Origin of the sequence: Streptomyces sp. JJ38 (assembly GCF_019303475.1) — a bacterium.
Taxonomy (GTDB): domain Bacteria; phylum Actinomycetota; class Actinomycetes; order Streptomycetales; family Streptomycetaceae; genus Streptomyces.
The window spans coordinates 30,584-45,836 of the sequence record NZ_JABLSI010000001.1 but is presented as its reverse complement, the minus strand read 5'-3'; the positions used below and the strand labels follow the sequence as shown (position 1 = coordinate 45,836).

Genomic DNA, 15,253 nt, shown 5'->3' with positions numbered 1-15,253 from the left:
CGCCGTTCACAGCATCGGGCGCGTGGCCCGGGCGACGTCGTACACCCCGGGCACCCCCCTCATCGCCCGCATGAGGGCGGGCAGCGTGCTCGCGTCCGCGAGCCGGAGGGTGTACCGGTGCCGCACCCGCTGCTCCCTGGGCGGATCGACGCTGGCGGAGACGACGGCGGCGCCCTGCACGGCGATGGCCTCCGTGAGGTCGGCCAGCAGCCGGGGCCGTCCGAAGGCCTCCGCCTGCAGCGTGACCCGGTAGCCCCCGCTGCCGCTCCGCCACCGGACGTCCACGGGGTCGCGGCCGGCGGCCGTCATGCGCCCCACCGCCGAGCAGGTGTCGCGGTGGACCGTCACGGCGCCGCCGCGGACGGTGAAGCCGGTGACGCGGTCCGGCGGGACCGGGGTACAGCAGCGGGCCAGCCGCACCGGCCGGTCGGGCAGGTCCACGGCAACGGCCGCGCGCTCCCCGCCGGATGCCGGGGCCGGGCGTACGGCCGCGCCGGGAGCCACCCCGCCGTCGTCCGCGCCGTCGTCCGTCCCGGTGGAGGAGGACTCCGCCGGGACGGACGACGGCACCGGCTGGGCGTCGAGCCAGCGGCGGACGGCGATCCGCGCGGCGGGCGTTCTGACGTGGTCGAGCCAGTCGGAGGAGGGGCCGGAGGTTCCCCCCGGGGCCAGCAGGAGCTGGAGGGCGTCGCCGTCGCGCAGCACGGTGCCGAGTGTGGTGAGCCGTCCGTCCACCCGGGCTCCCACGCAGTGGTGGGCGCACTCGCCGTGGCGCGCGTACGCGGCGTCGAGACAGGTGGCCCCCGCGGGGAGGTGCAACGTTCCCCCACTGCAGAACACGGTGATCTCGCGGTCCTGGGCGAGGTCCTGGCGCAGGTGGGCCCAGAAGGTGTCGGGATCCGGCGCGTTGCTCTGCCACTCCAGCAGCCGCGAGAGCCAGCCCGGGCGCGTCGGGTCCGCCCGCTCACCGTCGCCCGGGGCCGGGGCCGCCGCGCCGGCCGGCTGCGTGCCGTCCTCCGGCCCGGGGGACACCGACCGCGGGTGCGGGTCACCGAGCGCGATGACGCCGGCCTCGGCGACGCGGTGCATCCGGTGGGTGCGGATGAGAACCTCGGCGACCCGCCCCTCCGCGTTCGCGAACGCCGTGTGCAGGGACTGGTAGAGGTTGAACTTGGGTACCGCGATGAAGTCCTTGAACTCCGAGATCACCGGGGTGAAGCAGGTGTGCAGCTCACCGAGGACGGCATAGCAGTCGGCCTCGTCCGCGACGAGGATCAGCAGCCGACCGAAGTCACACGGGCCCAGCGGCCCGCGCTTCCTCCCGGCCCGGTGGACGGACAGGGCGTGCCGTGGCCGGATCCGCACCTCGGCCGACACCTGCGCCTCGCGGAGCACGGCCCGCACGGATTCGGCGACGGCGGCCAGCGGATCGGGCCCCGCGGCGTGCGCCCGGATGACCTCCTGGGTCCGCGCGTACTCCTCGGGGTGCAGGATCTGGAAGACGAGGTCCTCCAGCTCGGTCTTGAGCGCCTGCACGCCCAGCCGCTCGGCCAGCGGGATCAACACGTCCCGCGTGACCCTGGCGATGCGTGCCTGCTTCTCCGGCCGCATGACGGAGAGCGTGCGCATGTTGTGCAGCCGGTCGGCGAGCTTGACGGCCATGACCCGCACGTCGTCGCCGGTGGCCACGAGCATCTTCCGGAACGTCTCCGGCTCGGCCGCGGCGCCGTAGTCGACCTTCTCCAGCTTGGTGACGCCGTCCACGAGGTAGGCCACCTCGGCGCCGAACTCGGCACGCACCTGGTCGAGCGTGACCTCGGTGTCCTCGACGGTGTCGTGCAGGAGCGAAGCCGTCAGCGTCGTCGTCCCGGCGCCGAGCTGGGCGAGGATGAGCGTCACGGCGAGCGGGTGGGTGATGTACGGCTCGCCGCTCTTGCGCATCTGGCCCCGGTGCGACGACTCCGCCAGCAGATACGCGCGGCGCAGCGTGTCCAGCTCGGCCCCGGGGTGGTGGGCGCGGTGCGCCTGGGCGACGTGCTCCAGCGCGTCCGGCAGGCGGCCTCGCGGGGCCGAACCGCTCATCGCGGCCCGGCTGAGCTTTCTGAGGCCCCGTACCGCACTCACCACAGCCCCCTGCAAGGTGTCGCACCGTCAGTTGCTCGATGCTACCGACCCCATCACGGCGCACCGTCCGGGTGGTGCCCACCCGGTGCCCGATCACCCCATCGGGCGATCTGCGCGGGCTCCGTGGGGAGTTGTGGCGCGGGTGTCCGGGCCCCTCGGCAGCCCGAGCCCGCGGTTCGGGCTTCGGTCGCCCGGGCCCGGAGCTCAGCCCGCGGCGAGCCAGCCGGGCTCGACGATGCCCTCGGCGACGATGGCGGCGGGTCCCGTCATCTCGATCTCGCCGTCCGCCCCCTCGGTGATCTCCAGCCGCCCGCCCGGAACGTCCACGGTGTAGGTGACCGCACGGCCGTCCTCGGCCGGGTCCGCGCCGTCCCGGCGGGCCGCCGCGACCATGACGGCGCAGGCGCCGGTGCCGCAGGAGCGGGTCTCCCCGGAGCCGCGCTCGTGCACCCGCATCGCCACGTGCCGCGGCCCGCGGTCGACGACGAACTCGACGTTGGTGCCCTGCGGATAGGCGGCGGCCGGGGCGACGAGCGGGGCGTCGAGGAGGGTCCCGGCCTCCGCGAGCGCGTCGACGAAGACGACGGCGTGCGGGTTGCCCATGTTGACGTTGCGCGCGGGCCAGCTCCGCTCCCCCACCGTCACGGTGACGGGCCCGCCCTCGTCGGCGGGCAGCGCGGCCCGGCCCATGCCGACCGTGACCCGGCCGTCTCCGGCCACCCGGACCCGCCGCAGGCCCGCCCGCGTGGCCACGGCGAAGGCGTCCTCCCCCACCAGCCCGGCACGGCGGAGGTAGGCCGCGAAGACCCGCACACCGTTGCCGCACATCTCCGCGATGCTGCCGTCGCTGTTGCGGTAGTCCATGAACCACTCGGCCTCGGCCGCCAGCTCCGCGGCCTCGGGGTGGGCGGCGGAGCGGACCACGTGGAGGACGCCGTCCCCGCCGATGCCGGCCCGCCGGTCGCACAGCCGGGCGACGGTGCCCGAGGAGAGCTCGACGAGCCCCTCGGGGTCGGGGATGATCACGAAGTCGTTCTCGGTGCCGTGCCCCTTGAGGAAGACCAGCGGGGCGGCGGGCTGCGCTGTGGTGCTCACGGGGCGATCGTACGGGAGGCGTCCCGCGTTCGCGGCCGCTCCCCGGGGCGCCACCGTTCCCCGGGGCCCGTGGCCGCCCCGTGCTGTTCTGGGCCGTGCCGTGCTCAGCCGCGCAGCCGGGCCACCCGCCACACGGCCAGGCCGGTCAGGGTGAGGCAGACCAGCGCGTACAGGGCGACCACCCGCCAGTCCGGACGTTCGCCCGAGCCGCGCGGCGGCATGCCCGGCAGAGTGGCGCCGACGCGGCGGGCGGCCATCAGACCCCAGCCCGCGGCGCACCCGGTGATCAGCAGGCCCAGCATGGCCACGACGGCGCCGCCGTCACCGAACTCGAAGGCCAGCGGGAAGGAGAACATCAGCGAGCCGAGCACCGCGAGGCCCACGATCGGGGCGAGCTGCCACAGGCGCAGCCGACGGGGCGGCCGGAGCTCACCGTATGACTCCTCCGGGGCCGTGCCGTCCTCGGCGGCCTCCCCGTCGACGGGGTCCACGGCGCTCGCGGGGTCGACCGGGTACTCGGGGGACGCGGCGCCGAGCGAGGGCTCGACGCCCGCGAAGGCTGGCTCGTCCGCCTCGGGGAACCCGTCGTGGACCTGCGTCGTACGACCGGACTCCCGGGCCGGGTCGTCACCGCCGCGAGGGCCCGCATCCATCGCCACGTGCCCTCCCAACGACAACGGCGTAGCGGCCTGAGCGTCGATGATGGCACGTCGGAACTGCCGCTCCGGGCGCTTGGAACGTCCCGATGCCAGGACGTGATCAGGCTGTGACCGCTCGTTCGACCAGCGACAGCGCGTGTCCGGTCAGCCGGTCGCGGTGCTCGGCCGCCCCGCTCAGCCAGTGCACCCGCGCGTCGCGCCGGAACCAGGAGTCCTGCCGCCTGGCGAAGCGTTTCGTGGCCCGGACGGTCTGCTCCCGGGCCTCCTCCTCGGTGCACTCGCCGGCGAAGGCCGCCAGGAGCTGCTGGTAGCCGAGAGCCCGGGAGGCCGTCCGCCCCTCGCGGAGCCCCGCGGCCTCCAGGCCGCGGACCTCCTCGGCCAGCCCTCGGTCCCACATGACGTCCACCCGGCGTGCGATCCGTTCGTCGAGCTCGGGCCGCGGGACGTCGACACCGACGTAGAACGTGTCGTAGACGTCCAGCCGCGCTCCGGGCTCCGGCAGCTGGGCGGTGAAGGGCCGGCCGGTGATCTCGATGACCTCAAGGGCCCGTACGATCCGGCGGCCGTTGCCGGGCAGGATGGCCGCGGCCGCGGCCGGGTCGGCAGCGGCGAGCCGGCGGTGCAGCTCCCCCGGCCCCCGCTCGGCCAGCTCCGCCTCCAGCCGGGCGCGCACCCCCGGGTCGGTGCCGGGGAACTCCAGCGCGTCCAGCGCCCCGCGCACGTACAGTCCGGAGCCGCCGACGAGGACCGGGACACGGCCCCGGTCGAGCAGCCGCTCGATCTCCGCGCGCGCGAGCCGCTGGTACTCGGCGACGCTGGCCGTGACGGTGACGTCCCAGATGTCGAGGAGGTGGTGGGGAACGCCGTGCCGCTCCTCGGTCGTCAGCTTGGCCGTACCGATGTCCATGCCGCGGTAGAGCTGCATGGAGTCGGCGTTGACGACCTCGCCGCCCAGCTCACGGGCGAGTGCCACGCCCAGATCGGACTTGCCCGCAGCGGTGGGACCGACGACGGCGACGACCTGGGGTGACGATGGGGGGTTCGCGGCGCTGTTCACACCCGCCAGTCTCGCAAACCGGACCGTGTGCGGGGGTGGTGGGCGCTCCGCGGTGCCCAGCCCGGCGGGCCCCGGGGCCGTGCCCGGAACACGAGCGCGCGGCGGTTCGTTACCGTCCGCAGGGAGTCACCGCACGTGGAAGGTGGATTGCGTGAGCATGCTGAACAAGCTCAAGGGAATGCTCGTCAAGCACGAGAGCAAGGTGGGGCAGGCTGTCGACAGGGCTGCCCAGATGGCCGACAAGAAGACCAAGGGCAAGTACAGCAGCCAGCTGAGGACGGGCAGCCAGAAGGCCAGGCAGGCCGTGGACCGGTTGGCCGAGGAGGAGCGGCGGCGCGGGCCGGGAGGACGGCCCGGATCCGGCGCCTGAGGGCCGCCGTTCGCCCGCCCCGGCACGCCTCGCGACCGCGGGGCGTGAGTCCGGGGCGTGGGCCCGGAGCGGGCGGACCGAGTCCGAGGGCCCGGGGCAGGCGGGTCAGGACCAGCGGGCGACGACGTAGCCGACGCCGTAGGGCGCACGGTCGTACAGCAGCTTCCCCGAGAGCCGGCTCCGGCCCGCGGCACCGGCCAGGATCTGCCAGCCGGCCCGGCCCGACACCTGGAGCTCGTAGCCGAGTTCGGCGTCCAGGCCCGCCAGCGCGTCGACATCCCCGGTGCCCAGGGCGCGGGCTGCCTCGGCGTCGAAGGCGGCGGCCCGCTCGTCGAAGTAGCCGGGTGCCTTCACGGTGCGGCAGGCACTTCCGTCACCCATCACGAGCAGGGCCACGCGCTCCCCGTCCGGTGCCAGCTCGCGGCCGACCTCGGCACAGCGCTCGGGCGTGAGGGTCTCGGCCACCCCGCGGCCGGTGACCGGCGCGGTGTCCCAGCCGTGGCGGTCCAGCAGCCAGGCGGCGACGGCGAGGGAGGCCGGCAGGGCGCGCTCGCCCCCCGGGCCCCGACCGAGGGTGACGTCGAGATCCACCCCGAAGCCGCGGAAGGAGCCGCGGCTGCCTGCGGGGTACTCGCCCCGGGCCACGGGCTGGGCGGGGCCGACGACGACGAGGCGTTCGGGCCGGGCGGTGGCGAGGGCCTCCAGGGCCTCGGCGCAGGCGGCCCTCGCGTCGTCCATCTCGGAGGACGCGTCCCCGGCGACCTCGGGCACGAGCAGCGGCGGACAGGGGCAGACGGCGGCAGCGGCAAGCATGGGCGGCAGCCTAGCGCCGACCGGCCGGTTCACCCCGCTGCCCGACACGGATCGGCTCATCGTGGCGAACCGTGCGGAACCCGGGGCCGGCCGACGGGCGTTCAGCGCACGTCGAGCGGGCGTTCAGCAGACACCGCAGCCGTCGCCCTGGGCGGGCAGCGGAGCGGGGGCGCCCACCTTCGGCAGGCCGAGCATGACGCCGCCGGTGGGCGCGGCGGCACCGGTGCGGGCCTCCCAGGCGTCCCCGGCCCGGGTGCGGCGCACGCCGAGGGCGGGGCCCTCGGCCAGCAGGTGGTGCGGGGCGGCGTAGGTGACCTCGACGCTCACCACGTCGCCGGGGCGCACCGGCTCCTCGGGGCGGGTGAAGTGCACGAGCCGGTTGTCGGGGGCCCGCCCGGACAGCCGCCGCGTCACGTCGTCCTTGCGGCCCTCTCCCTCGGCGACGAGCACCTCCAGCCTGCGGCCGACCTGGGCCTTGTTCTCGGCCCAGGAGATCTCCTCCTGAAGCGCCACGAGCCGCTCGTAGCGCTCCTGGACGACCTCCTTGGGAATCTGGCCGTCCATCTCGGCGGCGGGAGTGCCCGGACGCTTGGAGTACTGGAAGGTGAACGCCTGGGCGAAGCGGGCCTCGCGCACGACGTGCAGGGTCTCCTGGAAGTCCTCCTCCGTCTCGCCGGGGAAGCCCACGATGATGTCGGTGGACAGCGCCGCGTCCGGCATGGCGGCGCGCACGTTCTCGATGATCTTCAAGAAGCGCTCCTGCCGGTAGGAGCGGCGCATGTCCTTCAGCACCTTGGACGAGCCGGACTGCAGCGGCATGTGGAGCTGCGGCATGACGTTGGGCGTCTCGGCCATGGCGGCGATGACGTCGTCCGTGAAGTCCCTCGGGTGCGGGGAGGTGAACCGGACCCGCTCCAGCCCCTCGATGTCGCCGCAGGCGCGCAGCAGCTTGGAGAAGGCCTCCCGGTCACCGATGTCACTGCCGTAGGCGTTGACGTTCTGGCCGAGCAGGGTGATCTCGATGACCCCCTCGGCGACCAGCGCCTCGATCTCGGCCAGGATGTCGCCCGTCCTGCGGTCCTTCTCCTTGCCGCGCAGCTGCGGGACGATGCAGAAGGTGCAGGTGTTGTTGCAGCCGACGGAGACCGAGACCCAGGCCGCATAGGCGGACTCCCGGCGCGTGGGGAGCGTGGAGGGGAACGCCTCCAGCGACTCGGCGATCTCGACCTGCGCCTCCCGCTGGACGCGGGCGCGCTCCAGCAGCACGGGCAGCTTGCCGACGTTGTGGGTGCCGAAGACGACGTCCACCCAGGGCGCCTTCTTGACGATGGTGTCCCGGTCCTTCTGGGCCAGGCAGCCGCCCACGGCGATCTGCATGCCCGGCCGGGCCGCCTTCTTCGGCGCGAGCTGGCCGAGGTTCCCGTACAGCCGGTTGTCGGCGTTCTCCCGCACCGCACAGGTGTTGAAGACGACGACATCGGCGCCGTCCCCGCCCTCGGGGGCCCGTACGTATCCGGCGTCCTCCAGCAGACCGGCCATCCGCTCGGAGTCGTGGACGTTCATCTGGCAGCCGAAGGTGCGCAGCTCATAAGTCTTCGCAGTCATCTCAGTCGACCAGGGTACGCGTTCCGGCCCGGCCCGCGCTCCCCCGGTGCCCGGCCCCTCCCCGACGCGCGGGACGGGTGGCAGGATCGCCCCATGCTCACCTTCCGCGGGGGCGGCCCCGGCCGCCGCAGGACGCTGGGAGCCGCCGCGGCGGCCCTGGTCGTCCTGAGCCTGCTCGCGTGGTGGCTGCTGCCGGGCGGCGGCGCGGAGCCCGTGGGCCGGGTCACCTTCGCCACCGGCGTGCCCACCGGCGTCTACGAGCGCTACGGCTCGCTGCTCCGGGAGCGCGTGCGCACGGAGCTGCCGGAGCTGGAGATGGCGCTGCGCCCCAGCCAGGGGTCGGTGGAGAACATCCGGCGCGTGGTCGCGGGCGAGGCGGACTTCACCATCGCGCAGGCCGACGCGGTGGCCGCCCACCTGGCCGCCGACGGCGAGGGCGCGGACGGGCTGCGGGCGTGCGCCCGGCTCTACGACGACTACGTGCAGCTCGTCGTCCCCGCCGGCTCACCCGTGCGCGGGGCGGCCGACCTCGCCGGGCTCAGGGTCGGCGTCGGGGAGCTGGAGTCCGGGGTGCGGCCCATCGCCCGCCGGATGCTGCGCGCCGCGGGGCTCGACCCGGACCACGACGTCACGCCCGTCCACGAGGGCATCGACACCATGCCGCGGCTGCTGGAGGAGCGCCGGCTGGACGCGTTCTTCTGGAGCGGCGGGCTGCCCACCGCGGCCGTCCAGGACCTCGCGGCCCGCGCCGACATCCGGCTCGTCCCGCTCGGTGAGCTGGTGCCCGCGCTGCACGAGCAGGACCCGCTCGCCCGGCACTACCGCGCGGCCGTCATGCCCGCCGACGCCTATCCGGCCATGCAGCGCGGCCAGGGCGTGGAGACGGTGGCCGTGGCGAACCTGCTGGTGACGGCCCGCCGGGTGGATCCCGCGGTCGCCGCCGGTGTGACCCGCGTGCTCATCAACAGCCGCGACCGCATCGGAAGTCAGGTGCACGCCGCGCAGCGGGTCGATCTGCGTACGGCCATCTACACGGACCCGCTGCCGCTGCACGAGGGTGCCGAGCGCTACTACCGCGCCGTCAAGCCCTGATTGGCACCGCGCGGGCCGGGCCCTGAGCCTTCACGGGACGGTGGCACCGCTCAGCGCGGCGGCGCAGGTGTGGAGCCCCCCGGGGTCGACGCCCGGCAGCGCGGCGGCCAGATGGCCGTCGGGGCGCACGAGCAGGACGGTGTGGGGGTCAGCGCCCGGATACGCCTCGGCCACCAGCAGCTCCGCCCGCAGCGGCAGTCCCCGCACCGCCGCCGCGAGAGCGGGCATGACCCCGGCGTTCATCCAGTGCCGGCTCTCCCACACGGCGGAGCCGGGGGCGACGAGCACCACGAGCAGGCCGCGGCCGAGCCGCTGTCGCAGGGGCTGACGCTCTCCGCCCGGTGGGGTGACGGGGACGTCGGCCGCCACCTCGCCCACGGCCTCCCCCGCGCCGAGCCCGGGCAGCGGGGCGGAGGTGAGCGGGGAGTCGGCGTAGCCGGCCGGGGCACCCAGCGCGCCCCGGCCCACATGCCCGTCCGTGAGGAGCGTCAGCGGGCCGCGCCCGCCCGGCAGCAGCGCGCGCAGACCGCTCCCGCCGTGTACCAGGGGCACCGCCTGGTCCAGCGCCCGGAGCCGGGCGACGGAAGCGCCGCGCCGCTCCTCCTCGTAGCTGTCCAACAGCAGCTCCAGCGCCGTGTCCTCGGAACTCTCACCGGACACGGCCCCGGCGCCCGTTCCGTGCCAGGCCACGGCGAGCTTCCAGGCGAGGTTGTCGACGTCGCGCAGGCCCTCGTCCACGCTCTGGGTACCGAGCGCCCCCAGCAGCCGTGCCGCGTCCCCCGCCAGGAAGACGCGGCCGGAACGCCAGTGGCGCGCCAGCCGCTGATGGGCCGTGTGGACACCGGTGTCCAGCAGCTCGTAGGCCGGCTCGGCCCCGTCCGACCAGGCGGCCAGCGTCGCGTCGACGCGTCCCAGCAGGTCCTGCGGGGTGATCAGGTCGCCCCGCGGCGGGAGCTGCCAGTCCAGCCGCCACACGCCGCCGGGCAGGGAGCGCGCGCACACCTCCTCGCCCCCGGGCGGCTCGCGGTGGACCAGCGCCTCGTCCGGCCAGGGCAGCGGGGTGCGCAGGGCCGCGACGGCCCGCCGCTCGACGGACGTCCGGCCGGGGAAGCGGACGCCGAGGAGCTTACGGACCGTGGACCGGGCGCCGTCGCAACCGACCAGATAGCTGCCCGACCAGGTGACGCCGAGGCCGCCCGCCGTGCGGGCCCGGACCCCGTGGGCGTGCTGCTCGAGTTCGGTGAGCCGCCGCCCGGGCACGAAGTCCACCAGCTCGCTGCGCCGTACGGCGGCCACCAGCGCCCCGGTGAGGGTGTGCTGGTGGAGGTGGAAGGGCGCGCTGCCGGGCGCGAAGTCCTCCTGGTGGACGCACTGGCGGCGGCGTATCGTCCGCCACACCCGCCAATGGGTGCCGGGCAGTTCGGCGGCACCGGCCAGCCGCTGGGCCAGCGCGGCGGTGTCCGGACGCAGGACGCAGGTGCGGGCGGGCCGGGCGACGATCTCCCCGTCCCCCGACTCCAGCAGCACCGACGGCACGTCGTGCCGGGCGAGTGCCAGGGCCAGCGCCAGCCCCACGGGCCCGGCGCCGACCACGATCACCGGCTCCACCGCACCTCGCTTCGCCGCCCCGACGGACGGTGAGAACCCTTGACGGGCGGGGAAGTTGGCGTCGGCGGCCGGAGGTCGTGCGTGATCACAACGGTATGCAACCGACTGCCCGTGCAGCCGTCAAGTGACGGCCACACGGCGGCCGGGCATCCGGGACGTGCCGCGCGGGCCCGCGGGGCGCTGGCGTCCCGTGGGCCCGCGAGCGGGCGCCCGGGAGGTGCGGGGCCCGGCCGGCCCGGGCGGCGGCGCCGTCCGGGCCGGTGGTCAGCTCCCGTCCTTGAGCGGCTCCCCGGTCTCCACCGCTTCGGCGTGCGCCATCTTCACCCCGGTCGGCGCCCGTCGGCCGCGCTTCTCGATCCAGGTGGCCAGGGCGGACAGTGCCATGCACAGGCCGATGTACAGGGAACCCATGACGATGATCACGGTGACGTACGGATTGTCGCCGTTGATGAGCGTGTTGCTGGCGATGAGGCGGCCGGCGTAGAGCAGCTCCTCGTAGACGATGATGTAGCCGAGCGAGGTGTCCTTGAGGGTCACGACGAGCTGGCTGATCACTGCCGGGAGCATGGCGCGCACGGCCTGGGGGATCTGCACCGTCAGCATGACCTGCGTCTTGCGCATGCCGAGCGCGTACGCGGCCTCGACCTGGCCCTTGGGCACGGCGAGGATGCCGGCGCGCAGCACCTCGGCCTGCACCGCCCCGTTGTACAGCGTGAGGCCGAGGACCAGGGCCCACATGGGTTCGTCCGTCAGGAAGCCCGCCCAGATCACGAAGATGGTGATCAGAAGCGGCACGGCGCGGAACAGCTCGATGAACCCGATGGCGAACCACCGCACCGGGAGGTGGTCCGAGAGCCGGGCGACGGCCAGGACGGCGGCGAGGACGAGGGAGAGCACCCCGGCCAGGACGAACGCCTGCAGCGTGCTCACCAGGCCGTCGACGAGGCCGTCGATGATGCCCGAGTACTGGAAGATCTCCCACATCTCGGGGGCCAGTTGGCCGGAGTCGGCGATCCGCACCAGGCTGAAGACCAGGAGGCCGAGGATGGCTCCGCCGCCGACGACGGACAGGATCGCGTTGCGGCGCCTCGCCCTCGGCCCCGGGGTGTCGTACAGGACCGAACTCATCGGGCGACCCCCATCCTGCTCTCCAGTGCGCGGAAGACGCCGCTGATCGAGAACGTGATGATCAGGTAGGCGGCCGCGACCCAGAAGAACACGGTCATGATGTTGTATCCCATGTCGCTCAGGTCCTTCTGGACACCGAACAGTTCGGTGTTGCTGAAGGCACCGGCGATGGCGGAGTTCTTGGTGAGCGCGATGAGGATGCTGCTCATGGGCGGCAGCACGGTCCGCGTGGCCTGGGGGAGCACGACGAGGCTCAGCGTCTGCAGGAACGTCAGCCCGAGACTGCGCGCGGCCTCCGCCTGGCCGACCGGCACCGTGTTGATGCCGGAGCGGATCGCCTCGCACACGAAGGACGAGGTGTAGAAGCCCAGGGCCAGGATGGCGAGGACGTACGGGCTCATCCCGGGGAAGAGGACCTCCGGGAGGATGAAGAAGGCGACGAGGAACAGCAGCAGCAGCGGCGTGTTGCGCAGCACCGTCACCCAGGCGGCGCCGAACGCCCGCAGCGGTGGCACGGGGGACACCCGGCAACCCGCGATGACGATGCCCAGGACCAGCGCTATCAGCGCGCTGGTGAGGGTCAGCGACACCGTTCCGAGGAACCCTTCGCGGAACAAGGCGAAGTGGTCGAGCAGTACATTCATGAATTCTCCGCGTGTGTCCGCGCAGGCAGTCGGGCGGTACGGGTGAACGGGCGCGTCCGGACCGCACCCCGCGGCGCTCAGCGGCTGCCGCGGGGCGCGGTGCGGTCCGTCAGTACCGGTCGAGCGCCGGCGGCTCCACGTAGGCGGAGCCGGACTGGCCGAGCGTCGCCTCGTACGCCTTCTCGTAGTCCCCGTTGTCGATGTGCGCCTGGATGGCGTCGTTGACGGCCGCGCGCAGCTCGTCCTCACCCTTCTTCAGGCCGACGCCGTAGGGCTCGTCGCTGAACGTCTCGCCCACGACCTTCAGGTCGTCGGGACGCTGGGCGGCGTAACCCTTGAGGATGGCGTCGTCGGTCGTGATCGCGTCGACCTGACCGTCGATCAGCTGCTTGACGCAGTCCGTGTACTTGCCGAGCTCGACCGTGTCGGCCCCGTACTTGTCCTTGTTCTCGGTGATGTTCCGCAGCGGGGTCGAGCCCTTGATGGAGCAGACCGTCTTGCCCTTGATGCTGTCGGGGCCCTTGATCTCCTCCTCGTCCTTGCGCACGAGGAGGTCCTGGCCGGCCAGGTAGTAGGGACCCGCGAAGTCGATCTGCTTCTTGCGCTCGTCGTTGATCGTGTAGGTGCCGATCATCAGGTCGACCTGACCCTTGGAGACCGCCGTCTCCCGGATCGAGGAGTCGATCGTCTTGAACTCGACCTCCTTCTCGGGGTCGAAGCCCAGGTCCGCCGCGATCATCTTGGCGATCTCGACGTCGAAGCCCTCGTACTCCTTGGTGGCCGGGTCCTGGAAGCCGAGGAAGGGCTGGTCGGCCTTGGAGCCGATGACCAGCTTGCCGCGGTCCTGGGCGGCCTTGAGCACCGCGGAGTCGATGTCGACGTTCTCGGCGACGGTGTACGTGGGCAGCTCCGGCGCGTCCGCACCGTTGTCGTCGCTCGGGTCGCCTTCCTTGCCGCAGGCCGTGGCGGCTGCGGTGAGGGCGAAGACGACGGCGGTGGCGGCTGCGGTCCTGCGAAGTCTCATGATGCGTCCTTGAGGGGTCTTGACTGGTTGACTCGGTACGACGGCTCGGTACGACAACTCGGTACGGCGGCTCGGTGCTGCGGTGCCCGGAACCGCGGCTCGGTAGCGCGGCGGGCGGGGTGCGAGAGCGTGGGGAGGCGGGGTGCGTGCCGCGCCCGTGGCCGCGTCCGGTCCCTCACGGCTCCCGGTCAGTGCGCCAGGATCTTCGAGAGGAAGTCCTTGGCGCGGTCACTGCGCGGGTTGCTGAAGAACTGGTCGGGCGTCGCCTCCTCGACGATCCGCCCGTCGGCCATGAAGACCACCCGGTTCGCCGCGGACCGGGCGAAGCCCATCTCGTGGGTGACGACGACCATCGTCATCCCGTCCCGGGCCAGTTGCTGCATGACCTCGAGCACCTCGTTGATCATCTCGGGGTCCAGCGCGGAGGTCGGCTCGTCGAAGAGCATGACCTTCGGCTCCATCGCCAGCGCCCGGGCGATGGCCACCCGCTGCTGCTGTCCGCCGGAGAGCTGCGCGGGGAACTTGTCCGCCTGGTTGCCCACCCCCACACGGTCCAGCAGGGCGCGGGCCCGCTCCTCGGCCTCGGCCTTCGGCGTACGCCGCACCTTGAGCTGGCCCAGCGTGACGTTCTGCAGGACCGTCATGTGCGCGAAGAGGTTGAAGGACTGGAAGACCATGCCCACGTCCGAGCGCAGCCTGGCCAGCTCCCTGCCCTCGTCCGGCAGCGGCTTGCCGTCGATGGTGATCGACCCGGAGTCGATCGTCTCCAGCCGGTTGATGGTGCGGCACAGGGTGGACTTGCCGGATCCCGAGGGACCGATCACGACGACCACTTCGCCCCGGGCGATGGTCAGGTCGATGTCCTGGAGCACATGCAGCGCACCGAAATACTTGTTGACGTTGTCCAGCACGACCAGAGGTTCCGCCGGGTCCGCCGTGCCTCCGGCGTCCTGCGTCACCGATACTGCGCTCATCGGCGTCACTCGCTCCGTCCTCATCGGTTGCTGGGACCTTAATGACCACGACGAAGCGCCGTCATCACATCTGAGCGGAAATTGAGCATAACGATAAGGACACCCCCGGACACACTGGGTGAGGAACGCCAGCTCGTGGCGTACCGGCTGGATAACGGAAGGCCGGGACGGCCGGGAACCGCCTTGACGTCCCCCACCGGCGTCGGCATGGATGCTGCGCAGGGCCCTGGTCGCCGGACCCCTCTCCCCGGGAAGACGTCCCGCGCGGGGACGGCGGGCGAAGGAACGACGAACGCGGGACGAACGACGGAACGGACGGGAGGCGCCATGCGGGTGCTACTGGTGGAGGACGACGAACACGTCGCCGCCGCGCTGTCCGCCGTCCTCGCCCGGCACGGCATCCACACCGCCCACGCGCGCTGTGGAGCCGAGGCGCTGGAACGGCTCCTCCCCGGCGAGGGCTCCGCCCCCTTCGACGTCGTCCTGCTGGACCTCGGCCTGCCCGACCAGGACGGCTTCGAGGTGTGCGGGCGCATCCGGCACCGGGCCGACATCCCCGTGATCATGGTGACCGCGCGGGCCGACGTGCGCTCCCGCATCCACGGGCTCAATCTCGGAGCCGACGACTACGTCGTCAAGCCGTACGACACCGGGGAACTGCTCGCCCGTATCCACGCCGTCAGCCGCCGCACGGCGGGCGGCGAGAGCGCGGCCGGGACCGGAGGCGGAGGCGGTGAGCCGGACACGCCCGCGGGGCTGCGGTTCGGGCCGGTGCTGATCGAACCCGCCGGCCGCCGCGTCACCGTCGACGGCGAGGTCGTGGCGCTCACCCGCAAGGAGTTCGACCTGCTGGCGCTGCTGGCCCAGCGCCCCGGCGTCGTTTACCGGCGGGAGCAGATCATCAGCGAGGTGTGGCGCACGAGCTGGGAGGGCACCGGGCGCACGCTGGAGGTCCACGTCGCCTCGCTGCGCTCGAAGCTGCGGCTGCCGGCGCTGATCGAGACGGTGCGCGGCGTCGGCTACCGGCTGTCCGCACCGGCCGGCTGACGCGGGTAGCCTT

General features: G+C 73.4%; 14 protein-coding genes. 3 read left to right on the top strand and 11 right to left on the bottom strand.

Features of this window, described 5'->3' with window-relative positions; genetic code table 11:
- Positions 1–6 precede the first annotated feature (6 nt).
- From HPT28_RS00180 to miaA, 4 genes are all read right to left on the bottom strand, one after another.
- On the bottom strand, positions 7–2,082 hold the full coding sequence (locus HPT28_RS00180; RefSeq protein WP_219088128.1) for a bifunctional (p)ppGpp synthetase/guanosine-3',5'-bis(diphosphate) 3'-pyrophosphohydrolase: 2,076 nt from the start codon (positions 2,080–2,082) through the stop codon (positions 7–9).
- A gap of 246 nt (positions 2,083–2,328) precedes the next feature.
- Positions 2,329–3,219 carry a diaminopimelate epimerase gene (gene dapF / locus HPT28_RS00175; RefSeq protein WP_219088127.1) on the bottom strand — a complete coding sequence of 297 codons (891 nt, stop codon included), beginning with the start codon at positions 3,217–3,219 and terminating at the stop codon, positions 2,329–2,331.
- A gap of 104 nt (positions 3,220–3,323) precedes the next feature.
- The gene (locus tag HPT28_RS00170) at positions 3,324–3,872 is read right to left on the bottom strand and encodes a hypothetical protein (RefSeq protein WP_219088126.1); all 549 of its coding nucleotides are present in this window, start codon (positions 3,870–3,872) and stop codon (positions 3,324–3,326) included.
- A 106-nt stretch (positions 3,873–3,978) separates the two neighbouring features.
- Complete coding sequence (gene miaA, locus HPT28_RS00165) at positions 3,979–4,935, bottom strand: tRNA (adenosine(37)-N6)-dimethylallyltransferase MiaA (protein ID WP_219088125.1); 957 nt, start codon at positions 4,933–4,935, stop codon at positions 3,979–3,981.
- Between the two features lie 157 nt (positions 4,936–5,092).
- Between miaA and HPT28_RS00160 the strand changes: the two genes are divergently transcribed.
- Complete coding sequence (locus HPT28_RS00160) at positions 5,093–5,305, top strand: antitoxin (RefSeq protein WP_257577852.1); 213 nt, start codon at positions 5,093–5,095, stop codon at positions 5,303–5,305.
- Positions 5,306–5,410: 105 nt separating this feature from the next.
- Here HPT28_RS00160 and HPT28_RS00155 read toward each other — a convergent pair whose 3' ends face one another.
- Together HPT28_RS00155 and miaB are read right to left on the bottom strand one after the other, a co-directional pair.
- Positions 5,411–6,118, bottom strand: coding sequence for a class III extradiol dioxygenase subunit B-like domain-containing protein (locus HPT28_RS00155; protein WP_219088123.1), 708 nt, complete (start codon positions 6,116–6,118; stop codon positions 5,411–5,413).
- 123 nt (positions 6,119–6,241) lie between these two features.
- Positions 6,242–7,723 carry a tRNA (N6-isopentenyl adenosine(37)-C2)-methylthiotransferase MiaB gene (gene miaB / locus HPT28_RS00150; RefSeq protein WP_219088122.1) on the bottom strand — a complete coding sequence of 494 codons (1,482 nt, stop codon included), beginning with the start codon at positions 7,721–7,723 and terminating at the stop codon, positions 6,242–6,244.
- 93 nt (positions 7,724–7,816) lie between these two features.
- Between miaB and HPT28_RS00145 the strand changes: the two genes are divergently transcribed.
- Positions 7,817–8,815 carry a TAXI family TRAP transporter solute-binding subunit gene (locus HPT28_RS00145; RefSeq protein WP_219088121.1) on the top strand — a complete coding sequence of 333 codons (999 nt, stop codon included), beginning with the start codon at positions 7,817–7,819 and terminating at the stop codon, positions 8,813–8,815.
- Positions 8,816–8,845: 30 nt separating this feature from the next.
- Here the strand turns inward: HPT28_RS00145 and HPT28_RS00140 are convergent, their stop codons facing one another.
- The 5 genes from HPT28_RS00140 to HPT28_RS00120 form a co-directional block, all read right to left on the bottom strand.
- Positions 8,846–10,423 (bottom strand): FAD-dependent monooxygenase, encoded by a 1,578-nt coding sequence (locus HPT28_RS00140; RefSeq protein ID WP_219088120.1) that lies wholly within the window; start codon positions 10,421–10,423, stop codon positions 8,846–8,848.
- Positions 10,424–10,687: 264 nt separating this feature from the next.
- Positions 10,688–11,551: an amino acid ABC transporter permease gene (locus tag HPT28_RS00135; protein WP_219088119.1), complete on the bottom strand. Its 864-nt coding sequence runs from the start codon at positions 11,549–11,551 to the stop codon at positions 10,688–10,690.
- Positions 11,548–12,195 (bottom strand): amino acid ABC transporter permease, encoded by a 648-nt coding sequence (locus HPT28_RS00130; RefSeq protein ID WP_219088118.1) that lies wholly within the window; start codon positions 12,193–12,195, stop codon positions 11,548–11,550. Before HPT28_RS00130 ends, HPT28_RS00135 begins: the two co-directional genes overlap by 4 nt.
- 109 nt (positions 12,196–12,304) lie before the next feature.
- On the bottom strand, positions 12,305–13,219 hold the full coding sequence (locus HPT28_RS00125; RefSeq protein ID WP_219088117.1) for a glutamate ABC transporter substrate-binding protein: 915 nt from the start codon (positions 13,217–13,219) through the stop codon (positions 12,305–12,307).
- Between the two features lie 188 nt (positions 13,220–13,407).
- Positions 13,408–14,193, bottom strand: coding sequence for an amino acid ABC transporter ATP-binding protein (locus HPT28_RS00120; protein WP_219088116.1), 786 nt, complete (start codon positions 14,191–14,193; stop codon positions 13,408–13,410).
- 327 nt (positions 14,194–14,520) lie between these two features.
- On the opposite strand from HPT28_RS00120, the gene HPT28_RS00115 reads away from it, so the two are divergent.
- Entirely contained in the window at positions 14,521–15,240 is a 720-nt protein-coding gene (locus tag HPT28_RS00115; protein WP_219088115.1) for a response regulator transcription factor, read from the top strand.
- Positions 15,241–15,253: the final 13 nt, after the last annotated feature.